The organism is Halobacteria archaeon AArc-dxtr1 (assembly GCA_025517425.1).
GTDB lineage: Archaea > Halobacteriota > Halobacteria > Halobacteriales > Natrialbaceae > Halostagnicola.
Genome location: JAOPJY010000002.1, coordinates 93,789 through 113,820, shown reverse-complemented (window position 1 = coordinate 113,820; position 20,032 = coordinate 93,789). Strand labels below are relative to the sequence as shown.

At 64.7% G+C, this 20,032-nt stretch carries 25 protein-coding genes; 13 read left to right on the top strand and 12 right to left on the bottom strand.

Annotation, left to right across the window (positions count from 1 at the left end; genetic code table 11):
• From OB905_09500 to OB905_09490, 3 genes are read right to left on the bottom strand one after another with little or no spacing between them, the layout of a single operon-like run.
• Positions 1-597: an alpha hydrolase gene (locus OB905_09500; protein ID MCU4926216.1), complete on the bottom strand. Its 597-nt coding sequence runs from the start codon at positions 595-597 to the stop codon at positions 1-3.
• Positions 597-947, bottom strand: a complete 351-nt coding sequence (locus tag OB905_09495; protein ID MCU4926215.1) for a DNA-binding protein — start codon at positions 945-947, stop codon at positions 597-599. The genes OB905_09500 and OB905_09495 overlap by 1 nt, the downstream gene beginning before the upstream one ends.
• Positions 948-1,002: 55 nt before the next feature.
• Positions 1,003-1,458, bottom strand: a complete 456-nt coding sequence (locus OB905_09490) for a 30S ribosomal protein S19e (protein MCU4926214.1) — start codon at positions 1,456-1,458, stop codon at positions 1,003-1,005.
• A gap of 137 nt (positions 1,459-1,595) precedes the next feature.
• Here OB905_09490 and thiL point away from each other — a divergent pair, with 137 nt between their 5' ends.
• Positions 1,596-2,486, top strand: a complete 891-nt coding sequence (thiL, locus tag OB905_09485) for a thiamine-phosphate kinase (protein MCU4926213.1) — start codon at positions 1,596-1,598, stop codon at positions 2,484-2,486.
• Between the two features lie 126 nt (positions 2,487-2,612).
• Here the strand turns inward: thiL and OB905_09480 are convergent, their stop codons facing one another.
• Entirely contained in the window at positions 2,613-2,858 is a 246-nt protein-coding gene (locus OB905_09480) for a hypothetical protein (GenBank protein ID MCU4926212.1), read from the bottom strand.
• A gap of 258 nt (positions 2,859-3,116) precedes the next feature.
• Positions 3,117-3,935, bottom strand: a complete 819-nt coding sequence (locus tag OB905_09475) for a molybdopterin synthase (protein MCU4926211.1) — start codon at positions 3,933-3,935, stop codon at positions 3,117-3,119.
• A gap of 143 nt (positions 3,936-4,078) precedes the next feature.
• Here OB905_09475 and pyrH point away from each other — a divergent pair, with 143 nt between their 5' ends.
• The 4 genes from pyrH to OB905_09455 all read left to right on the top strand — a co-directional run bounded on the left by pyrH (position 4,079) and on the right by OB905_09455 (position 10,126).
• Complete coding sequence (pyrH, locus tag OB905_09470) at positions 4,079-4,798, top strand: UMP kinase (GenBank protein MCU4926210.1); 720 nt, start codon at positions 4,079-4,081, stop codon at positions 4,796-4,798.
• Positions 4,795-6,519: a lysine--tRNA ligase gene (lysS, locus tag OB905_09465; protein MCU4926209.1), complete on the top strand. Its 1,725-nt coding sequence runs from the start codon at positions 4,795-4,797 to the stop codon at positions 6,517-6,519. The genes pyrH and lysS overlap by 4 nt, the downstream gene beginning before the upstream one ends.
• 93 nt (positions 6,520-6,612) lie before the next feature.
• Positions 6,613-8,445 (top strand): site-2 protease family protein, encoded by a 1,833-nt coding sequence (locus OB905_09460; protein MCU4926208.1) that lies wholly within the window; start codon positions 6,613-6,615, stop codon positions 8,443-8,445.
• A 91-nt stretch (positions 8,446-8,536) separates the two neighbouring features.
• Complete coding sequence (locus OB905_09455) at positions 8,537-10,126, top strand: heme-binding protein (protein MCU4926207.1); 1,590 nt, start codon at positions 8,537-8,539, stop codon at positions 10,124-10,126.
• A 108-nt stretch (positions 10,127-10,234) separates the two neighbouring features.
• On the opposite strand, the gene OB905_09450 is transcribed toward OB905_09455, so the two are convergent.
• On the bottom strand, positions 10,235-10,417 hold the full coding sequence (locus tag OB905_09450) for a hypothetical protein (GenBank protein MCU4926206.1): 183 nt from the start codon (positions 10,415-10,417) through the stop codon (positions 10,235-10,237).
• 96 nt (positions 10,418-10,513) lie between these two features.
• On the opposite strand from OB905_09450, the gene OB905_09445 reads away from it, so the two are divergent.
• From OB905_09445 to OB905_09415, 7 genes are all read left to right on the top strand, one after another.
• Positions 10,514-10,906, top strand: coding sequence for a 30S ribosomal protein S6e (locus OB905_09445; GenBank protein MCU4926205.1), 393 nt, complete (start codon positions 10,514-10,516; stop codon positions 10,904-10,906).
• Positions 10,907-10,917: 11 nt separating this feature from the next.
• Complete coding sequence (locus OB905_09440; protein MCU4926204.1) at positions 10,918-11,355, top strand: hypothetical protein; 438 nt, start codon at positions 10,918-10,920, stop codon at positions 11,353-11,355.
• Between the two features lie 114 nt (positions 11,356-11,469).
• Positions 11,470-11,889, top strand: a complete 420-nt coding sequence (locus OB905_09435) for a DUF5807 family protein (GenBank protein MCU4926203.1) — start codon at positions 11,470-11,472, stop codon at positions 11,887-11,889.
• 77 nt (positions 11,890-11,966) lie between these two features.
• Complete coding sequence (locus OB905_09430) at positions 11,967-12,662, top strand: hypothetical protein (GenBank protein ID MCU4926202.1); 696 nt, start codon at positions 11,967-11,969, stop codon at positions 12,660-12,662.
• A 103-nt stretch (positions 12,663-12,765) separates the two neighbouring features.
• Positions 12,766-13,050, top strand: coding sequence for a hypothetical protein (locus OB905_09425; GenBank protein MCU4926201.1), 285 nt, complete (start codon positions 12,766-12,768; stop codon positions 13,048-13,050).
• On the top strand, positions 12,977-13,828 hold the full coding sequence (locus OB905_09420) for a hypothetical protein (GenBank protein MCU4926200.1): 852 nt from the start codon (positions 12,977-12,979) through the stop codon (positions 13,826-13,828). The genes OB905_09425 and OB905_09420 overlap by 74 nt, the downstream gene beginning before the upstream one ends.
• A 111-nt stretch (positions 13,829-13,939) precedes the next feature.
• Complete coding sequence (locus OB905_09415; GenBank protein MCU4926199.1) at positions 13,940-14,083, top strand: hypothetical protein; 144 nt, start codon at positions 13,940-13,942, stop codon at positions 14,081-14,083.
• 2 nt (positions 14,084-14,085) lie between these two features.
• On the opposite strand, the gene OB905_09410 is transcribed toward OB905_09415, so the two are convergent.
• The 4 genes from OB905_09410 to OB905_09395 form a co-directional block, all read right to left on the bottom strand.
• Positions 14,086-15,384: a serpin family protein gene (locus OB905_09410; protein ID MCU4926198.1), complete on the bottom strand. Its 1,299-nt coding sequence runs from the start codon at positions 15,382-15,384 to the stop codon at positions 14,086-14,088.
• A 76-nt stretch (positions 15,385-15,460) separates the two neighbouring features.
• On the bottom strand, positions 15,461-16,420 hold the full coding sequence (locus OB905_09405) for a sugar phosphate isomerase/epimerase (protein ID MCU4926197.1): 960 nt from the start codon (positions 16,418-16,420) through the stop codon (positions 15,461-15,463).
• Positions 16,421-16,579: 159 nt separating this feature from the next.
• Positions 16,580-17,803, bottom strand: coding sequence for a phosphohydrolase (locus OB905_09400; protein ID MCU4926196.1), 1,224 nt, complete (start codon positions 17,801-17,803; stop codon positions 16,580-16,582).
• Between the two features lie 113 nt (positions 17,804-17,916).
• Positions 17,917-18,351, bottom strand: coding sequence for a universal stress protein (locus tag OB905_09395; GenBank protein MCU4926195.1), 435 nt, complete (start codon positions 18,349-18,351; stop codon positions 17,917-17,919).
• A gap of 138 nt (positions 18,352-18,489) precedes the next feature.
• Here OB905_09395 and OB905_09390 point away from each other — a divergent pair, with 138 nt between their 5' ends.
• Positions 18,490-18,948: a universal stress protein gene (locus OB905_09390; GenBank protein ID MCU4926194.1), complete on the top strand. Its 459-nt coding sequence runs from the start codon at positions 18,490-18,492 to the stop codon at positions 18,946-18,948.
• A 34-nt stretch (positions 18,949-18,982) separates the two neighbouring features.
• Here the strand turns inward: OB905_09390 and OB905_09385 are convergent, their stop codons facing one another.
• Positions 18,983-19,552: a GNAT family N-acetyltransferase gene (locus tag OB905_09385; GenBank protein MCU4926193.1), complete on the bottom strand. Its 570-nt coding sequence runs from the start codon at positions 19,550-19,552 to the stop codon at positions 18,983-18,985.
• A 1-nt stretch (position 19,553) separates the two neighbouring features.
• Complete coding sequence (locus OB905_09380) at positions 19,554-19,922, bottom strand: universal stress protein (GenBank protein MCU4926192.1); 369 nt, start codon at positions 19,920-19,922, stop codon at positions 19,554-19,556.
• Positions 19,923-20,032 lie beyond the last annotated feature (110 nt).

Here is a 20,032-nt window from a genome sequence, read left to right as displayed (position 1 = left end):
TCAGCTCCGTCTGACGCCGGTCACGTGCGTCTGTTCGTGGTCGGGGAACAGATCCCCGATCGCCTCCGGGCCGTCCTCGGCGGCGATGATCGACCGAATCTCGGCCTCGTAGTCGGCCCGCGTGATCTCCTCGCTTGGGCCGACAGTCACGTCGAGGGTGCGCTCGACGAGCCGGTCGACCGCTCCCCGGCCGAATCCCGACAGCGGGGCGATGTACTCGATGCCGTGGCGGTCCTCTAAGCTCTGGGCCTGGGCTCGCGAGACCGACGGAACGCGGTCGTCGCGACGGGTGCCGTCGGCGACCGCGTCGTACCCCGCCTCGGCGACCCGCTCTAGGGCGTGGAGGTGAACCTGCTGGACACCATTTCGGGGGTAGCCGTCCGTCCGAATCTGCTCGGCTGCCTCGCGAGCGACTGCCGGGTCGAGTTCGAGGCGGTCGAACGCGAAACCGGCAGATATGGCGGTCTCTCTGGCGTGTTTCCAGTCGTCGGTGACGCCGAAGTGCGCCGTCACGAGGGTGACGTCGTAGAAGCGCTCGAGCAGCAGCGCCGCGAGCGTCGAGTCCTTTCCGCCGCTGTAGAGCAGTCCGAGCCGCATCAGCGCCGCTTGATGTCGAAGCTCTTGGACTCGGGTTTGAGTTCCTGGAGCAGCTGCTTCATCTTCGCATCGTCGATCGTTCCCTGGATCCGACCGCTGCGGGCCAGCGCGACGACCTGCTGTTCGACCTGCTCGCCGAACTCCGGCTTGCTCATCTTGACCGTGTTGAGTCGCTTGCGGGCGTCGTCGGTCAGGTGCTGGCGGAGCAGGGCCTGCTTCTGGGCCTCAGCTTGCTGCTGGGCGGCCTCCTGAGCGCCCTCGTCCTGTGGTGACTCGGCGCGCTCCTGGAGTTGCTCCAGTTTCTTCTGTCGGAGCTCCTCGAGTTTCTCGTCGTCTGGTGAGCCACTCATAGCTATACCTGACCGTTACGCAGGGGAGCGGAAAATGATTACGGACGGGGCTGAATTACGCGTAGCGCTCGAGTTCCGGTCGGTCGAGCTCTTCTAAGACCTCGCCTGCGGTCTCGTCGAGAAGGCTGCGGCCCTCGGCGGTGATACGCCGCCCCTCGCCGTCGGCCGTCTCGACTAAGTCTTCGTCCTCTAGCTGCTGGAGGATCGTTCGGATCAGGTTCCGGGAGCCGTCGGCTCGCTTGTCCGGAGCGACTCGGTAGCGGGTCGAGCCACTCTTGCCGCCGCCGTACTCGGTGGCGAGGCGCTCGACACCGATGGGGCCGTTGTCGGCAACCTTCCGCAGCAGACTCGCCGCGCGGGTCGCCCAGAAGTCTTCCTGGGTCGGCGGGAGCTCGCGGTCGACACCGCTCTTTGCGAACTGCGCCCAGTCTGGTTCGTCGAGCCGGTCCTCGAGGTCGGCGGCGAGCGCGTCGATCAGCGCGTCCGCCGGGACGTCGTACATCGTAGCCATTGGGGAATCGTTCCCTGCGGCGGCATTTAAGGCCATCGTTGTCGAGAGCGCCCGCGAGAAGCCGCTTGCGCTCACCGCCGGATCGGGCGCCGGCGCCGGTCGGGCGGTTTTTCGCCTTGCAGTCGTAACGAGGGCGCATGGACTTCGACGAGCGCGACGCCCTGGGGGTGCTCGCAGCCGAACTCGACCCGGTGGGCGACGACGCTGCGATCGTCGACGATCTCGTGGTGACGACCGACATGCTCCACGAGACGACGGATTTCCCGCCGGGAACGACCCGCTACACCGCCGGCTGGCGCGCGGTCGGTGCCTCCCTCTCGGATGTCGCCGCGATGGGTGCCGAGGCTACCGCGGCGGTCGCGGCCTACGCCGCGCCCGAGTTCGACCGCGAGGAGGTACTCGCGTTCGTTCGAGGTGCCCGAGACGTCTGCGAACTGGTCGACGCCGCCTACGTCGGCGGCGATCTCGACACCCACGACGAGTTCACCGTGGTCACGACGGCAATCGGTCGAACCGATCGGCCGGTCTTCCGAGATGGTGCCGCTCCCGGCCACCGTATCTGTGTGACGGGAACGCTCGGGCGAAGCGCCGCTGCACTCGATCTCTTCTCTCGTGCTCGTGAAACCGACGATACGGCGTTGGCAGAGCGTGCGAACGAACTCTTTCGGTTCGAGCCGCGTGTCGCGGCCGGCCGAGCCCTCGCTCCCCACGCCAGCGCGATGATGGACTCGAGCGACGGGCTGGTGCGCTCGCTCCACCAGCTTTCGGAAGCGTCGGGGTGTGGCGTCGAGATCGACTCGGCCGCCGTCCCGGTCGCCGACGCACTCTCCGAGGCTGACGAGCAGGTACTCGACCGTGCGATCACCTTCGGGGAGGACTTCGAACTGGTCTGTACCGTTCCAGCGCAATCCCTGTCAGCAGCCCGTGACGCGTGTCCGACCTCGCTGACGCCGATTGGAACAGTCGTCGAAACCGGAATCAGGATGGATGGTGAGAAACTCCCAGATCGGGGCTACACACACGGCTGATCGGACACTATCGCGACCGGCGCTGTCGCTTTCGGACAACAACGCGGAAAAACGGGGTGTGTCGGATAGCGATTTGGAACGCTCCGACACGTATGGCACGCAGGTCGGTTCCGCGTCGATGAGCGCTCAGGCGGGGGCGACGCGCCAGGTCGTCGCGCTCGTGTACGACCACTTCTCGATCTCGAGATCGGACATGGACTGTGAGAGTTTGTTCATCAGCGCGCCGATTTCCTTCGGCGACAAACCGACATCGTCCGCGATGAACTTCCCTTTGAAGTATAACTCGCCCTCTTCGGCGCGAGTACGGAGGTAGCTCTTCAGACGGTGTTCTTTGCTTTCCGTGGAGGGTTGGGCTGTCGTGCTCATCGACATCCACCCCTTTCCGACAGCTGACTATATAATAGGATGACGCTTCGTGGTGTTTCGTGTCCCTTCACGGTATTTCCAGTAATTCGACCGTTTGCTGAGTGCCACCGAATCGTTCACAACTGTCTTAGATGTAGTTAGAGGTTTTATAACCGCTTCTCTACACTCCTCTCTGGAACAGTCAGGGCCTCGACAGAAACAGTCTCTGGGCGGTCAAATCCATCGGTGACACACCCAGTTGGCTGTCGACTCGCTGGCGCGTCATCACCGCTGGTGGACCCAGAACTCTTCGTCGACCGTGACCTCCTTTTTGAACAGTGGCACCTCGTCTTTCAGCCGGTTGATGCCGTCTTCGACCGTTCGAAACGCCTCTTCGCGGTGTCCCGCGAGCACGACGACGAAGACGATGTCCTCTCCCGCGGCGACGACGCCGGTTCGGTGGTGAAGCGCCACCGCGTGAACGCCCTCGCGCGCCTCTAGATCCGACCGGATCGCGTCCATGCGAGCCTCGGCGACGCCCTCGTAGGTCTCGAACTCCAGAAACTCGGTTCGTTCGTCGTTCGGACCGTCTTTTGCGCGAACGCGCCCGGTGAACGTCGCGATCGCACCCGATTGCGCTGCGCCTGGCTCGTCTTCGATGGCCGCGATCAGCGATTCGAGCGTCTCGTATGGCTCCGTCGATTCGAGTTTCGAGACGAGATCCACCTCCGCTAACCCGCTCGGCCTGTCGACGGCTGCGAGGACGGGACCCTCCCGGTCTCGTTCGTCTCTCCCGACGACCAGCGACGGATACTCTAACCCGTCAACGCCGACGACGACCGCGTAGTCGTAGTCGGGCGCCAGCGCCTCCAGCGCGTCGTCGACGTCCATACCGGTTCCGTTGGCGACCCAGTCGCCGTCGGCGCCGAGTTCGTAGCTTACGTCGCCGCCTGTCGTCACCGTACTGGCGGTTCCATCGGCGATCGTCGCGTCGTACCGGATGACACCGACCCGGCCCGCCTGAGACAGCGTCTCGACGACTCGATCGACGACGGCGGCGTGTACTGGAGCGTTCCCCGCTCCGTGGATACCGAGGACGTACATACCGCAGATATGGGCGTGTTCCGGTTTGTAGCTGTCGCCCGTCCGCTTCTGGAGGCGTTGCTATCGCGGCCTAGTAGCTGGTCACTGCGCCGGATCCGGGGTTAATAATTCTTAAGGCGACATCCCGGCTACTCCGCGATAGTATGAACGTCGTCGTTTCAATCGGTGGGAGTGTTCTCGTCCCTGATCCGGGGAGCAATCGAATCGCACCATACGCGACCATTTTAGAGGAGCTGCTCGCGGAGGGCTGTCAGGTCGGCGCCGTCGTCGGGGGCGGCGGCGTCGCCCGGGAGTACATTTCGGCCGCCCGCGACCTCGGCGCGAACGAGATCGAACTCGACCAACTCGGTATCGACGTCACGCGACTCAACGCCCGACTGCTCATCGCTGCGCTCGGCGAGCAATCGGTCACCGCACCCGCGGACGACTACGAGGAGGCCCGTCGCTCCATCGAGAACGGCAACGTCTCCGTGATGGGTGGCGTCGCGCCGGCCCAGACGACCGACGCCGTCAGCGCCGCCCTCGCAGAGTACGTCGATGCCGACTTGCTCGTCTACGCGACGAGCGTCCCCGGCGTCTACAGCGACGACCCCAACGAGACCGAGGACGCCCAGAAGTACGACGAACTCACCGCCAGCGAGCTCGTCGACGTCATCGCGGGGCTGGAGATGAACGCCGGTGCCTCCGCACCGGTCGACCTGCTCGCAGCGAAGATCATCGAACGGTCGGGGATGCGGACCATCGTCTTGGACGGAACCGACCCCGACCGAATCGCCCGCGCTGTCCGGCGTGGCGACCATGAGGGCACCGACGTCATCCCCGAGCGCGCCGGCGACGAGCCGACCTACTGGGCTGCAGAATGACCGACGAGGCGAGCCCCTACGCTCTCCAGGCGGACGACGACGCACACCACGCGTTCTGGGCCGACGAGGTCGCAGACGCCGTCGAGGACCGCGTCGGTGCGTCCGACGATGCCGACGCGGAAGCCGACTCCGACGAGCCGATCGTCGTCAAAGGCGGTATCTCGCCGTCGGGCGTCCCCCACCTGGGGAACGTCAACGAACTCCTCCGGACGTACTTCGTCGCCGAGGTGCTTCGCGAGCGCGGTCACGAGGTTCGCCAGGTGTTCACCGCGGACGACCGCGATCCACTGCGGAAGCTTCCCCGGACGCTCTGTGATCTCGACGGCGAACTGGTCGATTTAGGCGACGTTGACGCGGGCGCACTCGGACGCAACCTGGGCGCCCCCTACACCGACATTCCGGACCCCTTTGGCTGCTGTGACTCCTACGGGGAGCACTTCTCGACGATCATCGAGGACAGCGCCGACGCCGTCGACGTTCCGATCGATCTGCTCTCCAACACGGATCTCTACGAAGACGGCACGTTCGACGCGGTTTCCCGCCACGTCCTCGAGAATCGGGATCTCGCGCGCGAAGTCCTCTCGGCGTACCAGGACAAGGTCGACGAGGAGTACGTCCCGTTCAACCCGATCTGCGAGAACTGTGGCAAGCTTACCGAGACCGTCACTGGCGTCGATCTGGAGGGTGGCGACACCGCCGGCAGTGTCGGAGCTGACGACGCTTCGCTCCCCACCGTCGACTACCGCTGTACCGACATGGACGCCGGCGACCGCACCATCGATGGCTGTGGCCACGAGGGAACTGCGACGATCCGCGAGGGGAAACTCCCCTGGCGCTTCGAGTGGCCCGGCCAGTGGCAGACCCTCGGCGTCGACTTCGAACCCTTCGGCAAGGACCACGCTGAGGGATCCTGGCCAAGCGGCCAGGACGTCGCGCGCAACGTCCTCGGAATCGAGCCCCCGGTCCCGATGGTGTACGAGTGGTTCACCCTCGACGGGGAGCCATTTTCGTCCTCCGAGGGGAACGTCATCCTCGTCTCGGACGTCTTAGAACTGCTCGAGCCGGAAGTACTCCGGTACTTCTTCGCGAAGGACCCCTCGCGAGCACGGAACTTCAGCATCGAGCGTCTAGACCAGCTCGTCGACGAGTTCGACCGGCTCGAGGCGATCTACTTCGGCGAGATCGACGCCGACGAGGACGAGACTGCCTTCGCAGAGCGCGTCTATCCCTTCCTCGTCGAAGAGCCCCGCGAGGAACGGATTCGCCTCCCCTACACGTTCGCCGCGGTGCTCGGGATGACAGACGATCCAGACCTGCGCGAGGAGATTGCTCGCCGCGAAGGCCACATTCCCGAGGACGCCCCCGAGTGGGCCGTCGAGGCCGCCCTCGAACGCGTCGAGCGAGCCAGAACCTGGGCCCGCCGAACCGAAAACGAGTTCGACTACGAACTCAAGCGGTCCGACATCCCGGAGCACGAGTTCGACGAGTCGACCGAGGCCGCCCTCGCGGACCTCGCCGACGTCGTGGAGTCCGGGGCCGGCCCCGAGGAGATTCAGGGCGAGATCTACGACGCCGCACGTCGCCACGACGTCGACGTCGGCGACTTCTTCGCCGCGGGCTACCGCCTCTTCTTCGACGAGAGCCAGGGGCCGAAGCTCGGCCCTTTCCTCGCGAAGGTCGACCGGGCGTTCGTCGTCGCGCGGCTGCGTCGCGAGCGGTAGCTGTCCGGATAGCTAGCCATCGCCGACTCTCTGTTTTTCGAGACCCGATTGCGGACAAAAGCCATTTGAGAACGCCTCCCCGAGAGTGTACTGATGGACTCCGGCTTCCTCGTCGCACCTGCCTTCCTCGAGACGCTGACGTCCGGCGTTCTCGGCTGGGTTCTCTTTGGCCTCGCCGTCTACTGGCTCGGAATCATCGTCCTTCGAAATCGCGGTCTGCTCCCGTCGTACGTCGGTACGCAAGGCCCGATTCTGACGATCCATACGACCCGTGGTCGAGCGTTTTTAGATTGGCTCTCCGGCCCGACGCGCTTCTGGCGTGCCTGGGCCAACCTCGGCGTCGGAATCGCCATCGTTGTCATGATCAGCATGTTCGTTTTCCTGCTGTTCGCGGCGATCGGGGCGCTCACCTCGCCTCAGCCGACCTCGCCGGTCCAACAGCCTCGGAACGTGCTGGTCATCCCCGGCGTCAACGACTTCCTCCCGCTGTCGGCCGCGCCCGGAATCGTCTTTGGACTGTTGGTCGGACTCGTGGTCCACGAGGGCGGTCACGGCCTGCTCTGCCGAGTTGAGGACATCGATATCGAGTCGATGGGCGTCGCGATGCTCGCAGTGCTTCCGATCGGCGCGTTCGTCCAGCCAGACCCCGATGACAGCCGAGAGGCGAGCCGCGGCGGTCAGACGCGGATGTTCGCCGCCGGTGTGATGAACAACTTCGCGATTACGATCATCGCCTTCGCGCTGCTGTTCGGTCCGATTGCGGGTGCGATCGCCGTCGCCCCGGGTGCAGGCGTCGCCGGCGTTGCACCCGGCTCGCCTGCCGAAGACGCCGATATCGGCGCCAACGAACGGATCACCGCGATCGACGGGCAGGCGATCGAGTCGAACGACGAGTTAGACGAGCGCCTCGCCGAAATCGACGCCGAGACGATCGAGGTCGAACTCGACGGCGACCGGACCGTCACCGTCGAGCGGTCGCTGCTGGTCACCGTCGCGATCGAGAACGGACCGACGGATCTGCACGTCGGTGACAGGATCGTCGCCGTCGACGACGAGCCGGTCTCGACGGAGGCCGCCTTCTTCGACGCCGTCGGCGACGACGAGGTGGCGACCCTTACTGTCGAACGCGAGGACGGCGAAGAGATCACTCGCGAGATTCCGATCGGCGCCTCCGTCGGCGTCGCCCCCGACGAGCCGCTGGCGGCGGCCGGCGCGCCGGCCGGTGACGTCGTCGTGATCACTGCGATAGACGACCAGCGCATCCAGTCGGGTGCCGACCTCTCTGAGGCGCTCGACGGAACCGAGCCCGGCCAGACGGTTACGGTCGCCGCGTACGTCGACGACGAACGCGAGGAGTACGAGGTCACCCTCGGCGAGCACCCCTCCGAAGACATCGGCTTCCTGGGCATCGAGACTGTCGAAGAGGTCTCCGGGCTGGCGCTCTCTGATCTCGGCGTCCAGCTCTACCCGGCCGAGGAGTATCTGGCCATCCTCGGCGGGGGTGACGACGGTGGGTTCGGCGGGATGACTGACTCGTTCTTCGGGCAGATCGTCCTCGTACTGTTCTTGCCGCTTATCGGCTTCATCGGCCTCCTCCCGTTCAACTTCGCCGGCTTCACCGGTGGCGTCGAGAACTTCTACGAGGTGCAGGGCTCGCTCGCCGCACTCGGCGATGGACCGGTCTTTCTCATCGCGAACCTGCTGTTCTGGACCGGCTGGATCAACGTCCAACTGGGCTTTTTCAACTGCATCCCGGCGTTCCCCCTGGATGGGGGGCACATCCTCCGGACCAGCACCGAGGCGGTGCTCTCCCGGCTCCCCGGTGGGGCCACCCGCGGGATGGTGCGGACGATCACGACGACGGTCGGAATCACGATGCTCGTGAGCTTCCTCGCGATGCTGTTCGGTCCCGGACTGCTCGCCTGAGCTGTGGATGGGCGGACGCCGTCTGAACCGTCGGTGCTGACGGCGATCGAAACCCGGTCCTTCTTAGCGCTTCGCCCCCCAACTCGCCGGTATGGAACGACGCCGACCGCCACAGACTGAGGAGGGCTGGTACGTCCTTCACGATTTCCGCTCGATCGACTGGGACGCCTGGCGCGACGCCCCCGAGCGCCGACGCTCGCGGGCGGTCGCCGAGGGCCGTGACTACCTCGCGGACGTGGCTGCCGTCACCGACGCCGAGGAGGGCGACTCCGCGGTTTTTTCGGTGCTCGGACACAAGGCGGATCTCCTCGTCTTGCATCTGCGACCGACGCTCGCCGACCTCGACACCTTGGAGCGCCGGTTCGAGAGCACTGCCCTCGCCGAGTTCACCGAGCGTGCGGACTCGTATCTCTCCGTCACCGAAGTCTCGGGCTACATGTCCCAGGAATACTTCGAGGAAGACGGCGAGATCGAAGATACGGGGACGAAGCGATACATCGAGTCCCGACTCACTCCCGAAATTCCCGACGCCGAGTTCGCCAGCTTCTACCCGATGGACAAACGCCGCGGCCCCGACCACAACTGGTACGAACTCCCATTCGACGAGCGCGCCGAGCACCTCTCCTCACACGGCGACATCGGCCGGAACTACGCCGGTCGCGTCACGCAGATTATCTCCGGCAGCACCGGCCTCGACGACTTCGAGTGGGGCGTCACCCTCTTTGCCGACGATCCGACCGACGTGAAGGAGCTGCTCACCGAGATGCGTTTCGACCCCTCGAGCTCGCGCTTTGCCGAGTTCGGCCGCTTCCTTTCGGCCCGTCGAATCGCTCCGTCTGATCTTGGGGCGTTCCTCGCGGGCGAGCCGGTTCCACAGGAGGGTGACGACCCGCATACCGGCCATCCACACAGTTCCGGTGGACACTCAGACAGTGCCAGCGGGCACCCGCACGATACTGGGGGAGACCCACACGGCTCGGACCACCACCACGGTGGTGCCGACGGCCACGGAAACGATCACGGCCACGGCGACTCGGACGGCCACCACGGCTCCGGGGGTTCGCACGCGGACTCGGACGACGAGCGCGTCCGCAGTGAACTCGACGAACTGGGCGTCTACGCGGGCCAGCCCCACGGCGAGGACGTCCACGCTGTCGTCCTCTACTCGGCGGCCGACCCCGACGAACTCTTCGAGGAGGTCGACGGCCTGCGCGCGAACTTCGATCACTACGACACGCACGTCAAGACCGCCGTGTACGAACCGAGCGAGGTGAGCCGAGACGACGCCGAAACCGCCGTCGTCAGCCTCTGGGAGACCGACCGAGCCGCCAATACGGCCGCCGGATTCCTCGCGGATCTGCCCGACGTGGTCCGCCAGGCAGGTGACGACGAGGACGACTCCTGGGGCACGATGGGGATGTTCTACACGATCAAGCCCGACTACCGGGCGGACTTCGTCGAGACGTTCGCCGAGGTCGGCGAGGCGCTTTCGGGAATGGACGGCCACCGCCAGACCGACCTGCTCGAAAACCGCGAGGACGAGAACGATACGTTCATCGCCAGTCGCTGGGACTCCCGCGAGGACGCGATGGCGTTCTTCCGCAGCGACGCCTTCTCAGACACCGTCGAGTGGGGCCGGGACGTTTTGGCCGACCGACCGCGACACGTCTTCCTGGCCTGAACCGGGTTCTGGCAAGACGGTCGTGAATTCACGACCGACGGATGCAATCGTCAGCGGTAGTGCCGACTCGTTCGTGCATTTGAGGACGCCGAATGCATGTTCTCTCCCTCACAGCGGTCCTGCGTCGCGGTCGTAAAAGAAGTAGCCAGCTACCCCGGCCAGTCCGAGTGCGAGCGTGATATAGGGCCAGTTTCCGGGCTCGCGGTCAGTGAGAAAGGCGTGAGCTGTGACGAAAATCGCGAGCCCGACGTGGGCGACTGCCGTCGCGAGCACGAACGTCTGCAGTTCCATACGCGAGGATTTCGACGAGTTCGCCTTAGGAATTTCGACGTCCACGTCCGCCGATCGATCGACGTATTTTTGACTGCAGGCCGTTTTCCGTCCGGTATGGCACGTTTCACTGTGGTCGTTGGCGACCCCGAGTCCGGGCTGGCCCACCAGCTCGAGGCGGAAGGACAGGACGCGAACCGATTCCTCGGCAAGTCGATCGGCGACGAGGTCGACGGTAGCACGCTCGGACTCGACGGCTACACCCTCGAGATCACCGGCGGCTCCGACGAGGCAGGTCGTCCGTTCAACGAGTCGGTCGCCGGCTCGAATCTGAAGGAAGTGCTGATGAACGAGCGCCAGACCGGCTACCACCCTCAGCGCGAGGGTGAGCGACGGCGTATCACGGTTCGGGGCAGCGAGGTCGCAGACAACACCGCGCAGGTAAACGCGACGATCGTCGAGCACGGTGACGAGGACGTCGCCGACCTGCTCTCCGAGGACGACGAGTAACGTCCCCTTCTATGGCAGACCGGCTCTCGAGCGACCACCCGTCGATCGACACCGTTCGAGCGACGCTCTCGGAGACGACGACCGGCGTCCGGATCGACGTTCCAGCCGACGACCGGGACGCGTTTCCGGCCGGTGAGGTGGTTCGAGTCGACGTGGACGGTAGCGAGCGGTTTGCCCACGTCGAACGCGCGCTCACCGGCGATAATCTCTCGATTTCGGGCGTCTACGAGACGCCAGACGGCGCTCGCGATCCCCGCGACGGCGTCGATCGCCTCCCCTCGTGGATCGACGAGCACGACGTTCGAACCGGTGGCTCGGTTCTGGTCGACGTCGTCGAGCCCGAGTTCTACTACGGGCTCCGCGCACCCGGCGAGACGATCTACTACGACGCCGCCGAGGCGCCCGACGACAGCCTCGCCTCGATCGCGAAGAATCTCGACGACGTCTAACCGTTCGGTCTCGAACGCTGGCTGTCTTGCTGTCTGCTACCGAGACCAGACTACCGGACGAGTCGAGCGTCGCCGATAGCCGTCCTTTTTCGTCTGCAGACACAATTGAGCCCTATGACCGATGCACGCGATGGGTTTCTGGCGGGCGAGCGTCCCGAAGACGTTGCCCTCTTTCTCGCCACGTCGTACGTCTCTGACGACCGTCTCGACTCGTTTGGCACCGCCGTCGACGGCGGCACGCTGATCGTCGTCGACGGCGAGCGCGGCCGGAACGCGTTCCGGGCCGCGACGGGAACCGACGCCATGGACTTTGCGAAGACAGCGATGGCGACTGAAGGCGAGATCGACGCCGATCTCACGGGTGGCGAGTGTCCGGTCGCCGAGGACGGTGACGACCACGACGTCCAGTACATTTTCGCGTTCGCCGAGGAGCAAAACGAGGAGGTCGGCGGTATCTACGCCGAGGGCGACGTAATCCACGCATACGCGAAGTGTGCCTGCGACGAGGCCTACTCGGATCGGTGGGTCGTCTGAAGGGCCACGTTGAAGCTTACGTCGATTCCAATCCGCCGAGCGAAGCCTTTTGGCCCTCTCCCGGGTAGTGCCTGCCAATGAGCTCCTTCGAAACGCCACACGAGACCGACCGCGGCTTCGGCATCTCAAGTCGGGAGGCGCGGGTGATCGGCGGCGCAAGCGTCCTGATGGCGATCAACGTCCTCCTTATGTACGTTTTCGTCGACACGCCCCTGGCCGTCGTCAACGACTACCTCTTCGCGGTCCCCATCCTCGGCGTGCTCGTCTACGGGGCGGCGATCATGGGGGGCGAACTGATCGCCGAACGTGGTGTCGAGGGCGGCGATATGGGTATTGCACTGGCAGGGATGGTGATCCTCCAGCTCGCCTTTGGCATCTTCGGTGCTGGGGTGCTTCGCTTCGCGCCGACGGACGCCGTGCTCGCGATCCTCGCGATCACCGCGGTCGTCGTCGCCCTGATGACCGCAGCCATCTCCGGCTACGTCTACGCGCGTCAGAAGAGCTTCGAGAGCTGGGGGACGTACGCCAATTTCTCCTTTATCGGCGGCGTGGTCGCGATCGCCGTCGGCACGTTCGTCGCGCCCGTGCTCCTCCTCGGGTTCGTCCTGATCTTCCTCGGATTCCTCCTCCGGCTCGGCTGGGAGATATGGCGCCTGCGAGATAAGCGAAACATGTCCGTCGCGCTTCAGACGATCGGCGTCTACATCGCCGTCGCCGGTGTCTTCGTCCACGTCCTCCAGCTCGTGATGCGGTATTTCGCGTCGCGGCAGTGAGGCGATTCGTGGTGGGATCGGACTACACTCGTTTAGATCGACCGTTTCTGACCGAGAAACGACCTCCGTGGTTTCAATACGCTTTGTTGACAAGGCTCTGCGTATGACTCTCTACTTCCGCGAGGCGACCAGCGCCTTGCTGAAGACGTACCCGTTCGTGCTGTTGCGGATGGGGCTCGCGCTGGCGTTTTCGGCTGGTATCGTCGTACTGATTCTCGCCGGCATCTGGATCGCCAGCGTGGCCGGAACCGGGGCGGGGATCGCCGCTGTTGTACTGGGCCTGTTCCTCGTGGCTCTCCTTTTTTTTTTTCTTCGTGCAACCGTACCTGCTGTACCTGATCGAAGCGACGCACGTCGCGGCGCTCACAGCGGTCATCGAAGACGGTGAGACGCTGGAGAACCAGTTCGGATACGGAACATCCCAGGTGCGAGCAAATTTCGCTAGCGTCTCTGTCCTGTTCGTCATCGACCGGGCGATCAAGCGGCTGTTGAAGCAACTCAACAGGCTCATCGATGCGATGGTGAACACGGCCACCTCAAGCGTTCCGGGCTCGAGCGGGAGCAAGCAGTCGAACGCGATCGAGGGGATCGCCCAGATCGTAAAACTAGCACTCAACATCACGATCGGCTACGTGGATAAGGCGGTGATGTCCCACATCTTCCGCAGCGACCACGAGAACAACTGGAAACCGGCCAAAGATGGCGTTGTCCTCTACGCGAAGACGTGGAAGCCGATTTTGCTCTCTGCGTCGATCGTCGCGACGATCGCCTACGGGCCGTTCGTTCTCGCAGCCGTCTTTCACGAGGAACTTCTCGCCGCCCTCGGCGGCCAAGACGCTGTCGTCTCGCAGCTCGAAGCGTTCGCAGGGGGCGTTTCAGACGTGGGATTAATCCTGCTTGTTACGGGAATCCTTGCGCTCCTGTTCGTCGTTCACTTCGGAATCGTCAAGTCGTGGCTGACCGCGCTCGTTCTCACCATCTTCCTCAACGAAACCGAGAGTGAGACGCCCGACGGCGAGTGGGAACAGAAGCTGCGAGAGAATTCGGACGAGTTCCGCGCGTTCGAACGTCGAGCAGAGGAGGGCGGTGACGCTCCTGGAACAACGGGGACGTGGCGCGATCGCTTCTTACCGACCACCGACCGAGAGGATGCGTCGACGACGTAACGATTCGTTTTGCCCTCTCTAGGACTTCTGTCCGCTCCCCCGGAGGCACGTTTTGGCCTCGTTTCCCTCGCATGCAGTACACACAACCGACTTCCCAGAGTACACGCGATTATGTCCGCTCGCACTACCTTCGGCTGGTCGCTGATCACTTCCGGAATCGTCACGCTCGTCCTCACGGTTCTTCCGGGGGACTCCGTCTGGTGGGGGATCGGTCTGCTTCTCGTAGGTATCGCAGTCTTCGTGATTCGACGGTAGCGTCACTCCTTCGGGTCGACGACACGCCCTAAGAACAACACCGCACCGGTCTCACGGTCACGAATCAGGAAGAGAAACGGCCGATCAACGATCATGTCGAACGCCAGTGCGGGCCCCGAGTCCTCGACCATCTCGACGCCGGTCGCGGCCGCGGCCTCCGTCCCCTCCTCGTCGACGGCGACGTACGCCTCGTGGACGACTTCGCCGACGAACAGGTTGTTGTCCCCGTCGGTCATCCCGTCGAAGTTCGCCTCGTCTGGCTCGAACGCACCGGGCATTCCCAGATCCGCGAGCACGCCGTTCAGACTGAACGCGACGTCGAACTCGAATCGCGGGAGGACGATCTGTCCTTCCCCCTCCGAAAGCGACTCCGTGAACGTCCCCAGTTGGTCGGCGTCCAGATCCGCTTCGAACGATTCGAACTCGCCTTCCGCGGGCAAGAGTACGAGCATACTCACCTCCTCGCCGATGTAGGGAAGCTCAATCGCCTGGTGGCCGTCGACCTCGGCGTACGGGAACGTCTGCGTCTGGCGCATCAGTGGAACGTCTCGTTCCTCCCCGTCGAGCGTCGTGAACGGCTCGTCTCGCGTGTCTCCCTCGTCGAACTGATGGTGCCAGTCGGCGAGCAGGTAGACCGCGTTCGTCAGGACGAGCCGCGTGTACTGATCGAACGCGCCCGCCGGAAACAGCTCGTCGATGTGGTCGTTCGTGCGCTCGGCAACCCAGTCGTTGATCTCCTCGCGTGCGCCCTCCGAATCGCCAGCGAAGTCGAGTTCGTCGAGTTCCGCACCGTAGCGCTCCTCGAGCAGGTCGAGGTACGCCTCGCTGTAGGGGTACTCTTCGAGCCCCCAGACCGCGTTCGCGACCGCCAGCTCGAACGTGGCGTCTTCCTCGGCTGCGGTCTCGGCGCGCTGGTTCAGCTCGTACTGGAGGTGCTGGTGTGCCGGGTGCAGGTCGTCCTGATCGTCGGGAAATCGCATCGCGTCGGCGATCTGCGCCTCGGTTTCGCCCTGAGCACCGGCGTGGGTCATCCCGAGTGCGAGACCGACGCTGGCCGGCGAGGCGACGAGGTTCTCGTTCGGATCGTCGTCGACGAGTTGGTTCAACAGTTCGACGCCGAACTCGACGTTCCCCTCGACGACAGCGTCGACTGCCGCCTCCGCGGCGTCTGACGCCGCCGTAATCCCCGGGATCGGCTCTACTGCGGGCTCCGCCTCCGCTCCGCTCATCGCGTACCAGAGGGCACCGCCCGCAAGCGCTGCACCCGTCGTCGCCATGGCCGTTCGTCTGGAGAGCTCCATGGCCGGTTCTCACCGACGTTTGGCAAAAGAATCCCGCAAGGTGAAACGCACGCTTTAGCTACGCTGGTACGCGGAATTACCGCTTCGGGCCGCCGCCGACGCTGTTCAGCGTCGAGAGCACCTCGGCGCCGGCCTCGATCGACGACTCCGGATCGACCGGGTTGTGCTCGTAGATCAGCCAGTCGACGTCGGCGCGGGCCTGTGCCGTGGTGGCGATACCGTTCATCGGCATGTCGCCGTCGCCGATTTCGGCGAAGTCCCACGTGGTGCCGTCGACGTCGTAGGCCGCCTCCTCTGCGGGCACGTTCTTGTGCAGGTCCCGCATGTGAATTGAGTCGACCCGCTCGCCGATCTTCGAGATCAGCGATACGGGGTTCTCGCCGCCCACTGCGGCGAGGGGTTCGATCTGGAAGCGGACGTCGTCGGTGGTCTCCTCGACTAAGAGGTCGAACGCCGTCCGATCGCCCAGGTCGACGAACTCGGTGTGGTGATTGTGGAAGCCGAACTCCAGGCCCCGTTCTGCGAGTTTGTCGGCAAGTTCGTTGAACCGGCTCGCGAGCTCGCGGACGCCCTCCTCGCTGTCGAACAGTTCGCCGGGCGCCGAAGGGACGGTAAACGTCTCGACGCCGACCTGGGTGTGCCGGTCGACGGTCGCCTCGAAGTCGTCTTCGAGCGCACCCAGCCCGACGTGCGCGCCGGCGACGTCGAGTCCGGTTTCGTCGAGCGCCTTCTCGACTTCGTCCGGGTCGTCGATGGTGTAGGGTTCGACGGCGTCGTACCCCGCGCCGGCGACCGCCCGGATCTCCTCGGCCGTCGACAGCCCGAGCGCCTGGATCGTCCACAGCTGGATCGCGATTGGCGTCTCTGTTCGCCCCCGTGACTGGTCAGCGCCGCCGCGCTGAGCAGCCCCAGTGCCGAGCAGTCCGCCGCTCACCCCGAGCGCGGCGACGCCCTGCAGCACTCGCCGTCGGTTCGCGGTCGGGCCGGTAGTCGGAGTCTGTACCTCTGTCGTCGCTGATCGGTTTTCGTCGGTCATCGTCGTGGTATCGCTAGCTGATGTTCTGCCAGGCGGACGTCTTGGCCGCCTTATTATTGGTTATAGCGCCTGGCGAACGCTAGTGGCCACATTATCTGTTGTATTAATAATTACGGCAGAGATGACTGTCTCTAGGAACGATGGCTCTCGGGTCTTCGGTCAGTCGTCGCCGTCCTCTTCCTCCGCGACGACCGTTCGGAACGCCTCGATGATCACCCGCTTCGTGACCGCGCCGCGGGTCGTCCAGTGGGTCGCGTAGTCGAGCATGTCGTCGTAGATGTCGGGCTTGCAGCCCGCTGCCTTGGGGTGGCCGCCGCCGTTTACCAGACCAGCGACCTCGTGACAGCGCTCGAACGCGTCGGTCCCGCGGATCGACGCGGAGCCGGCGGGCTTGACGATCACCGAGGCGTCGGCGCCCTGTTCGCGCATCGCTTCGGCGACCTCGTTTTGCGAGCACCGGCCGTAGGTGACGCCGACGGTGTAGTCGCCGATCTCACGCAGTTCCGCGCGGGCGACGGCCTGATCGATCAGCGCCTCCTTCTCGACCCGGCGTTCGGTGATGAACTCCTGGACCCATTCGGGGAGAGCGGCACCGTACTCCCGGACGACCTCGACGTACTCCGCCGGATCGGTCCAGTAGGCGTAATCCGCCAGATCGTCGCTTCGTGGATCCTCGCGCAGCCAGAGATCGTGATCTCGCGTGACGGCGGCGAGTTCCTCGTGGTGCTCGCCGAACTCGTAGTCGAGCGAGCGCAGCGTCACGTCGGTGCTGCACTCCTCCTCGGAGTCGCCGACGACGAGTTCGACCCCGGCGTCGCGGACGGCTGCGGCGACGTCGTCGTCCCACTGGTGGTGATCGTACCAGTTCACTTCTGACGCCGTCTCGAGGGCCGCCTCCAACTCTTCGTCGACGTACTCGTATCGGTCGGGACAGAGGTCACAGACGTAGCAGTCGAGTCCTTCCTCGCCGTACTCGGCGACGTACTCGAGCGATTCTTCGAGATCGTGGGGACTGGCTGGGAGCAGCGCAACGCGATGGGGTGTCGGCTCCGGTATCTCGAGCGGTTCCTCCGTCCCCGCTACCGCTGTGTCGTCCCCTGTCGATTCCTCGTCGGCTGGCGCATCCTCGTCGCCAGCTACCGTCTCGTCAGGTTCGGGTATCGCCTGTACGTCGTCGTAGGCCTCTCGGAGCAGTGCAACACAGCCGAGTCCGTCAGCGTCGGTGTCGGCTACGACGGCGACCGTCGCTCCCTCCAGAGCGGCCATCGCCGCTTCCTCCGCTAGGTCGTCCTCGACGCGGTCGGGCAAGAAGAATCCGGTGCCGGGAAGGACCGACTTCCGGGCGATCGGTAGCTCCCCGCTATCGATGAGATCGTCGTCCATAGCTCTCCTGCGAGACGGGGCCGCAAGAAAGCGCCGGTCTCCGAGCCGCGGGATCGCGGCCAGAACGGAAGATAGCGGTACGCCGAGTGTGGGTTCGTCTCCTCTTTCCGAGACTACTGTACGGGCTGTGTCAACTGTCGGACGGTGAGAACGGGCACCGGCGAGGTCCGAACAACGCGTTCGGCGACGCTTCCCAGGAGGAGGCGGTTCTCGCCGTGCCGGCCCCGCGTCCCGGTGACGATCAGGTCGGCGTCGACGTCCCTGGCGTAGTCACAGATCTCGCGGGCGGGCTGTCCGTCCCTGACGGCAGTCGTGAGTTCGCGCTCTGTCCGCTCAGTGACGGTCGCGAGGGCTGCGTCGGCATGGGTTTCCAGAGCGGTCTGCAGTTCGTCTCGAAGCTGCTCGGGTGAGGCGTCGACCTCTCTTGCGTCGATGACCGAGAGCGCGTGGACGTCTGCGTCGAACCGGGCTGCGACGTCGATGCCGACGTCGACTGCCCGCTGTACGCTCTCGGACCCGTCGGTTGCGACGACGACCGTATCGAACATACGCCACGGTTACGCCCGCGTCCCAATAAACGCTCACACACGCTGCGGCACACGACCCACCCACAATACCACGGCCACACGACCTACCCACACGCCGCGGAAGGTGACTTTTTGCCTTCCGGGTTCGTACGGCCTGCCATGGCAGCCAGCGATGCCGTCACGGTCGAGACAGTTCTCGTTCCCGTCGACGGTAGCGACGAGTCCGAGATCGCCGTCGAGTACGCCGTCGCCGTCGCCGAACGCTACGACGCGACCGTCCACGCCCTCTACGTTCTCGGGCAGGGCGTCGTCCGCGGTATGGACGCCGGAACGGTCGCCGACGAGGACGTTGCCGATTCGACGCACGAGTTTCTCGAATCTGTCGGGGCGTTCGCCGAGGCGGCTGACGTGCCCGTTTCGACGTCGATCGACTACGGCTTTTCCAGAACTCAGAAGACGTTACACCCGGGGAGTGTCGTCCTCGACGCTGCAGACGCGATCGGCGCCGACTTCATCGTCGTCCCACGGGAGCCGATTACCGACACGGAAGCGGACGTCCTCGAGAAGGCCGCAGAGTACGTCCTCTCGTACGCCAGCCAGCCCGTCCTCTCGGTGTGAGAGACGCCGCGGGTGCTTCCCGTCGGCCACGTCCTCACGCCAGTCGGATCGCCATCTCCTGTTCGAACCGTTCGGCGCCGGTCGTCTCGAATCCAACCCGCTCGTAGAGCGCGATTGCCGGTCCGTTCCACCGTTCGACGGTGAGCCAGACCCGATCGATACCGCACTCACTCGCGTGTCCCAGCAGGTGTTTCAGTAGCGCTGTTCCGATCCCTGCCTGCTGGTAGGCTTGCAGGACGAAAATCGCAAGCTCCCACTCGATTTCGTTGACGGCCTCGACTTCCCCCGGATCGTCCGTATCGGGGACGAGCGTCGCGTGGCCGACGACCTCGTCCTCGTGGCAGGCGAGGACGTTTACGCCGTCGTAGACGAGCGGTTCCAACCACGTCTCGATGCGCTCGGGTCCGGTCGGGGGGATCCCCTGAGCCCGGTCGCTCGGATCGAACTGGACGTACATGTCGACCAGCGATGCCAGCAACGCGTCCTCATCGCCACTCGTGTCTGCCCGTAGCTCGATTGCACGCCCGTCCCGGTCGTCGACCGTTGCCGGCGGCACGGGAAACGGCCCGGTCAGATCGTCGGGGTAGTATCGCGTTCGACTCATACTATCGAACCAGCGTTACCGTCGTCGTGGTGTTCAACAGGACAAACTCGGTGATCGGTCCCAGGCGGATCTTTCCCATCGGGCTGATCGTCCCGCCGCCCAGTACTAGCTGGTCGAACTCGCCTCGCTCTGCGTACTCGACCAGCGCGCTGCCGGGATCTCCGTCGAGCGTTTCGACTGCCGCGTCGATACCGGCGTCTGCGAGCAGCGCCTTTGCGTGCTCGCGTGTCTCTTCGACCGATCGATCGTCGCTCTCTTTGTCGATTATCGCGACGGTGAGGTCGTCGCCTGCCTCGAGCGTCCGGTCGATCGTCCGCCGGAGCGTCTTCTCGGATTCGTCGCTGCCCTCGATGCCCAACAGCACGTTCATACCCCAGTCTGTGTAGCCATAGTGGAAAGGTATTGCGCTGGTCGGTGTCGTCGCTGTTCGCTCTGGTCTGATCGCGTCGAACTCTCCGCTCGTCGATCGGGGAGCAAAGA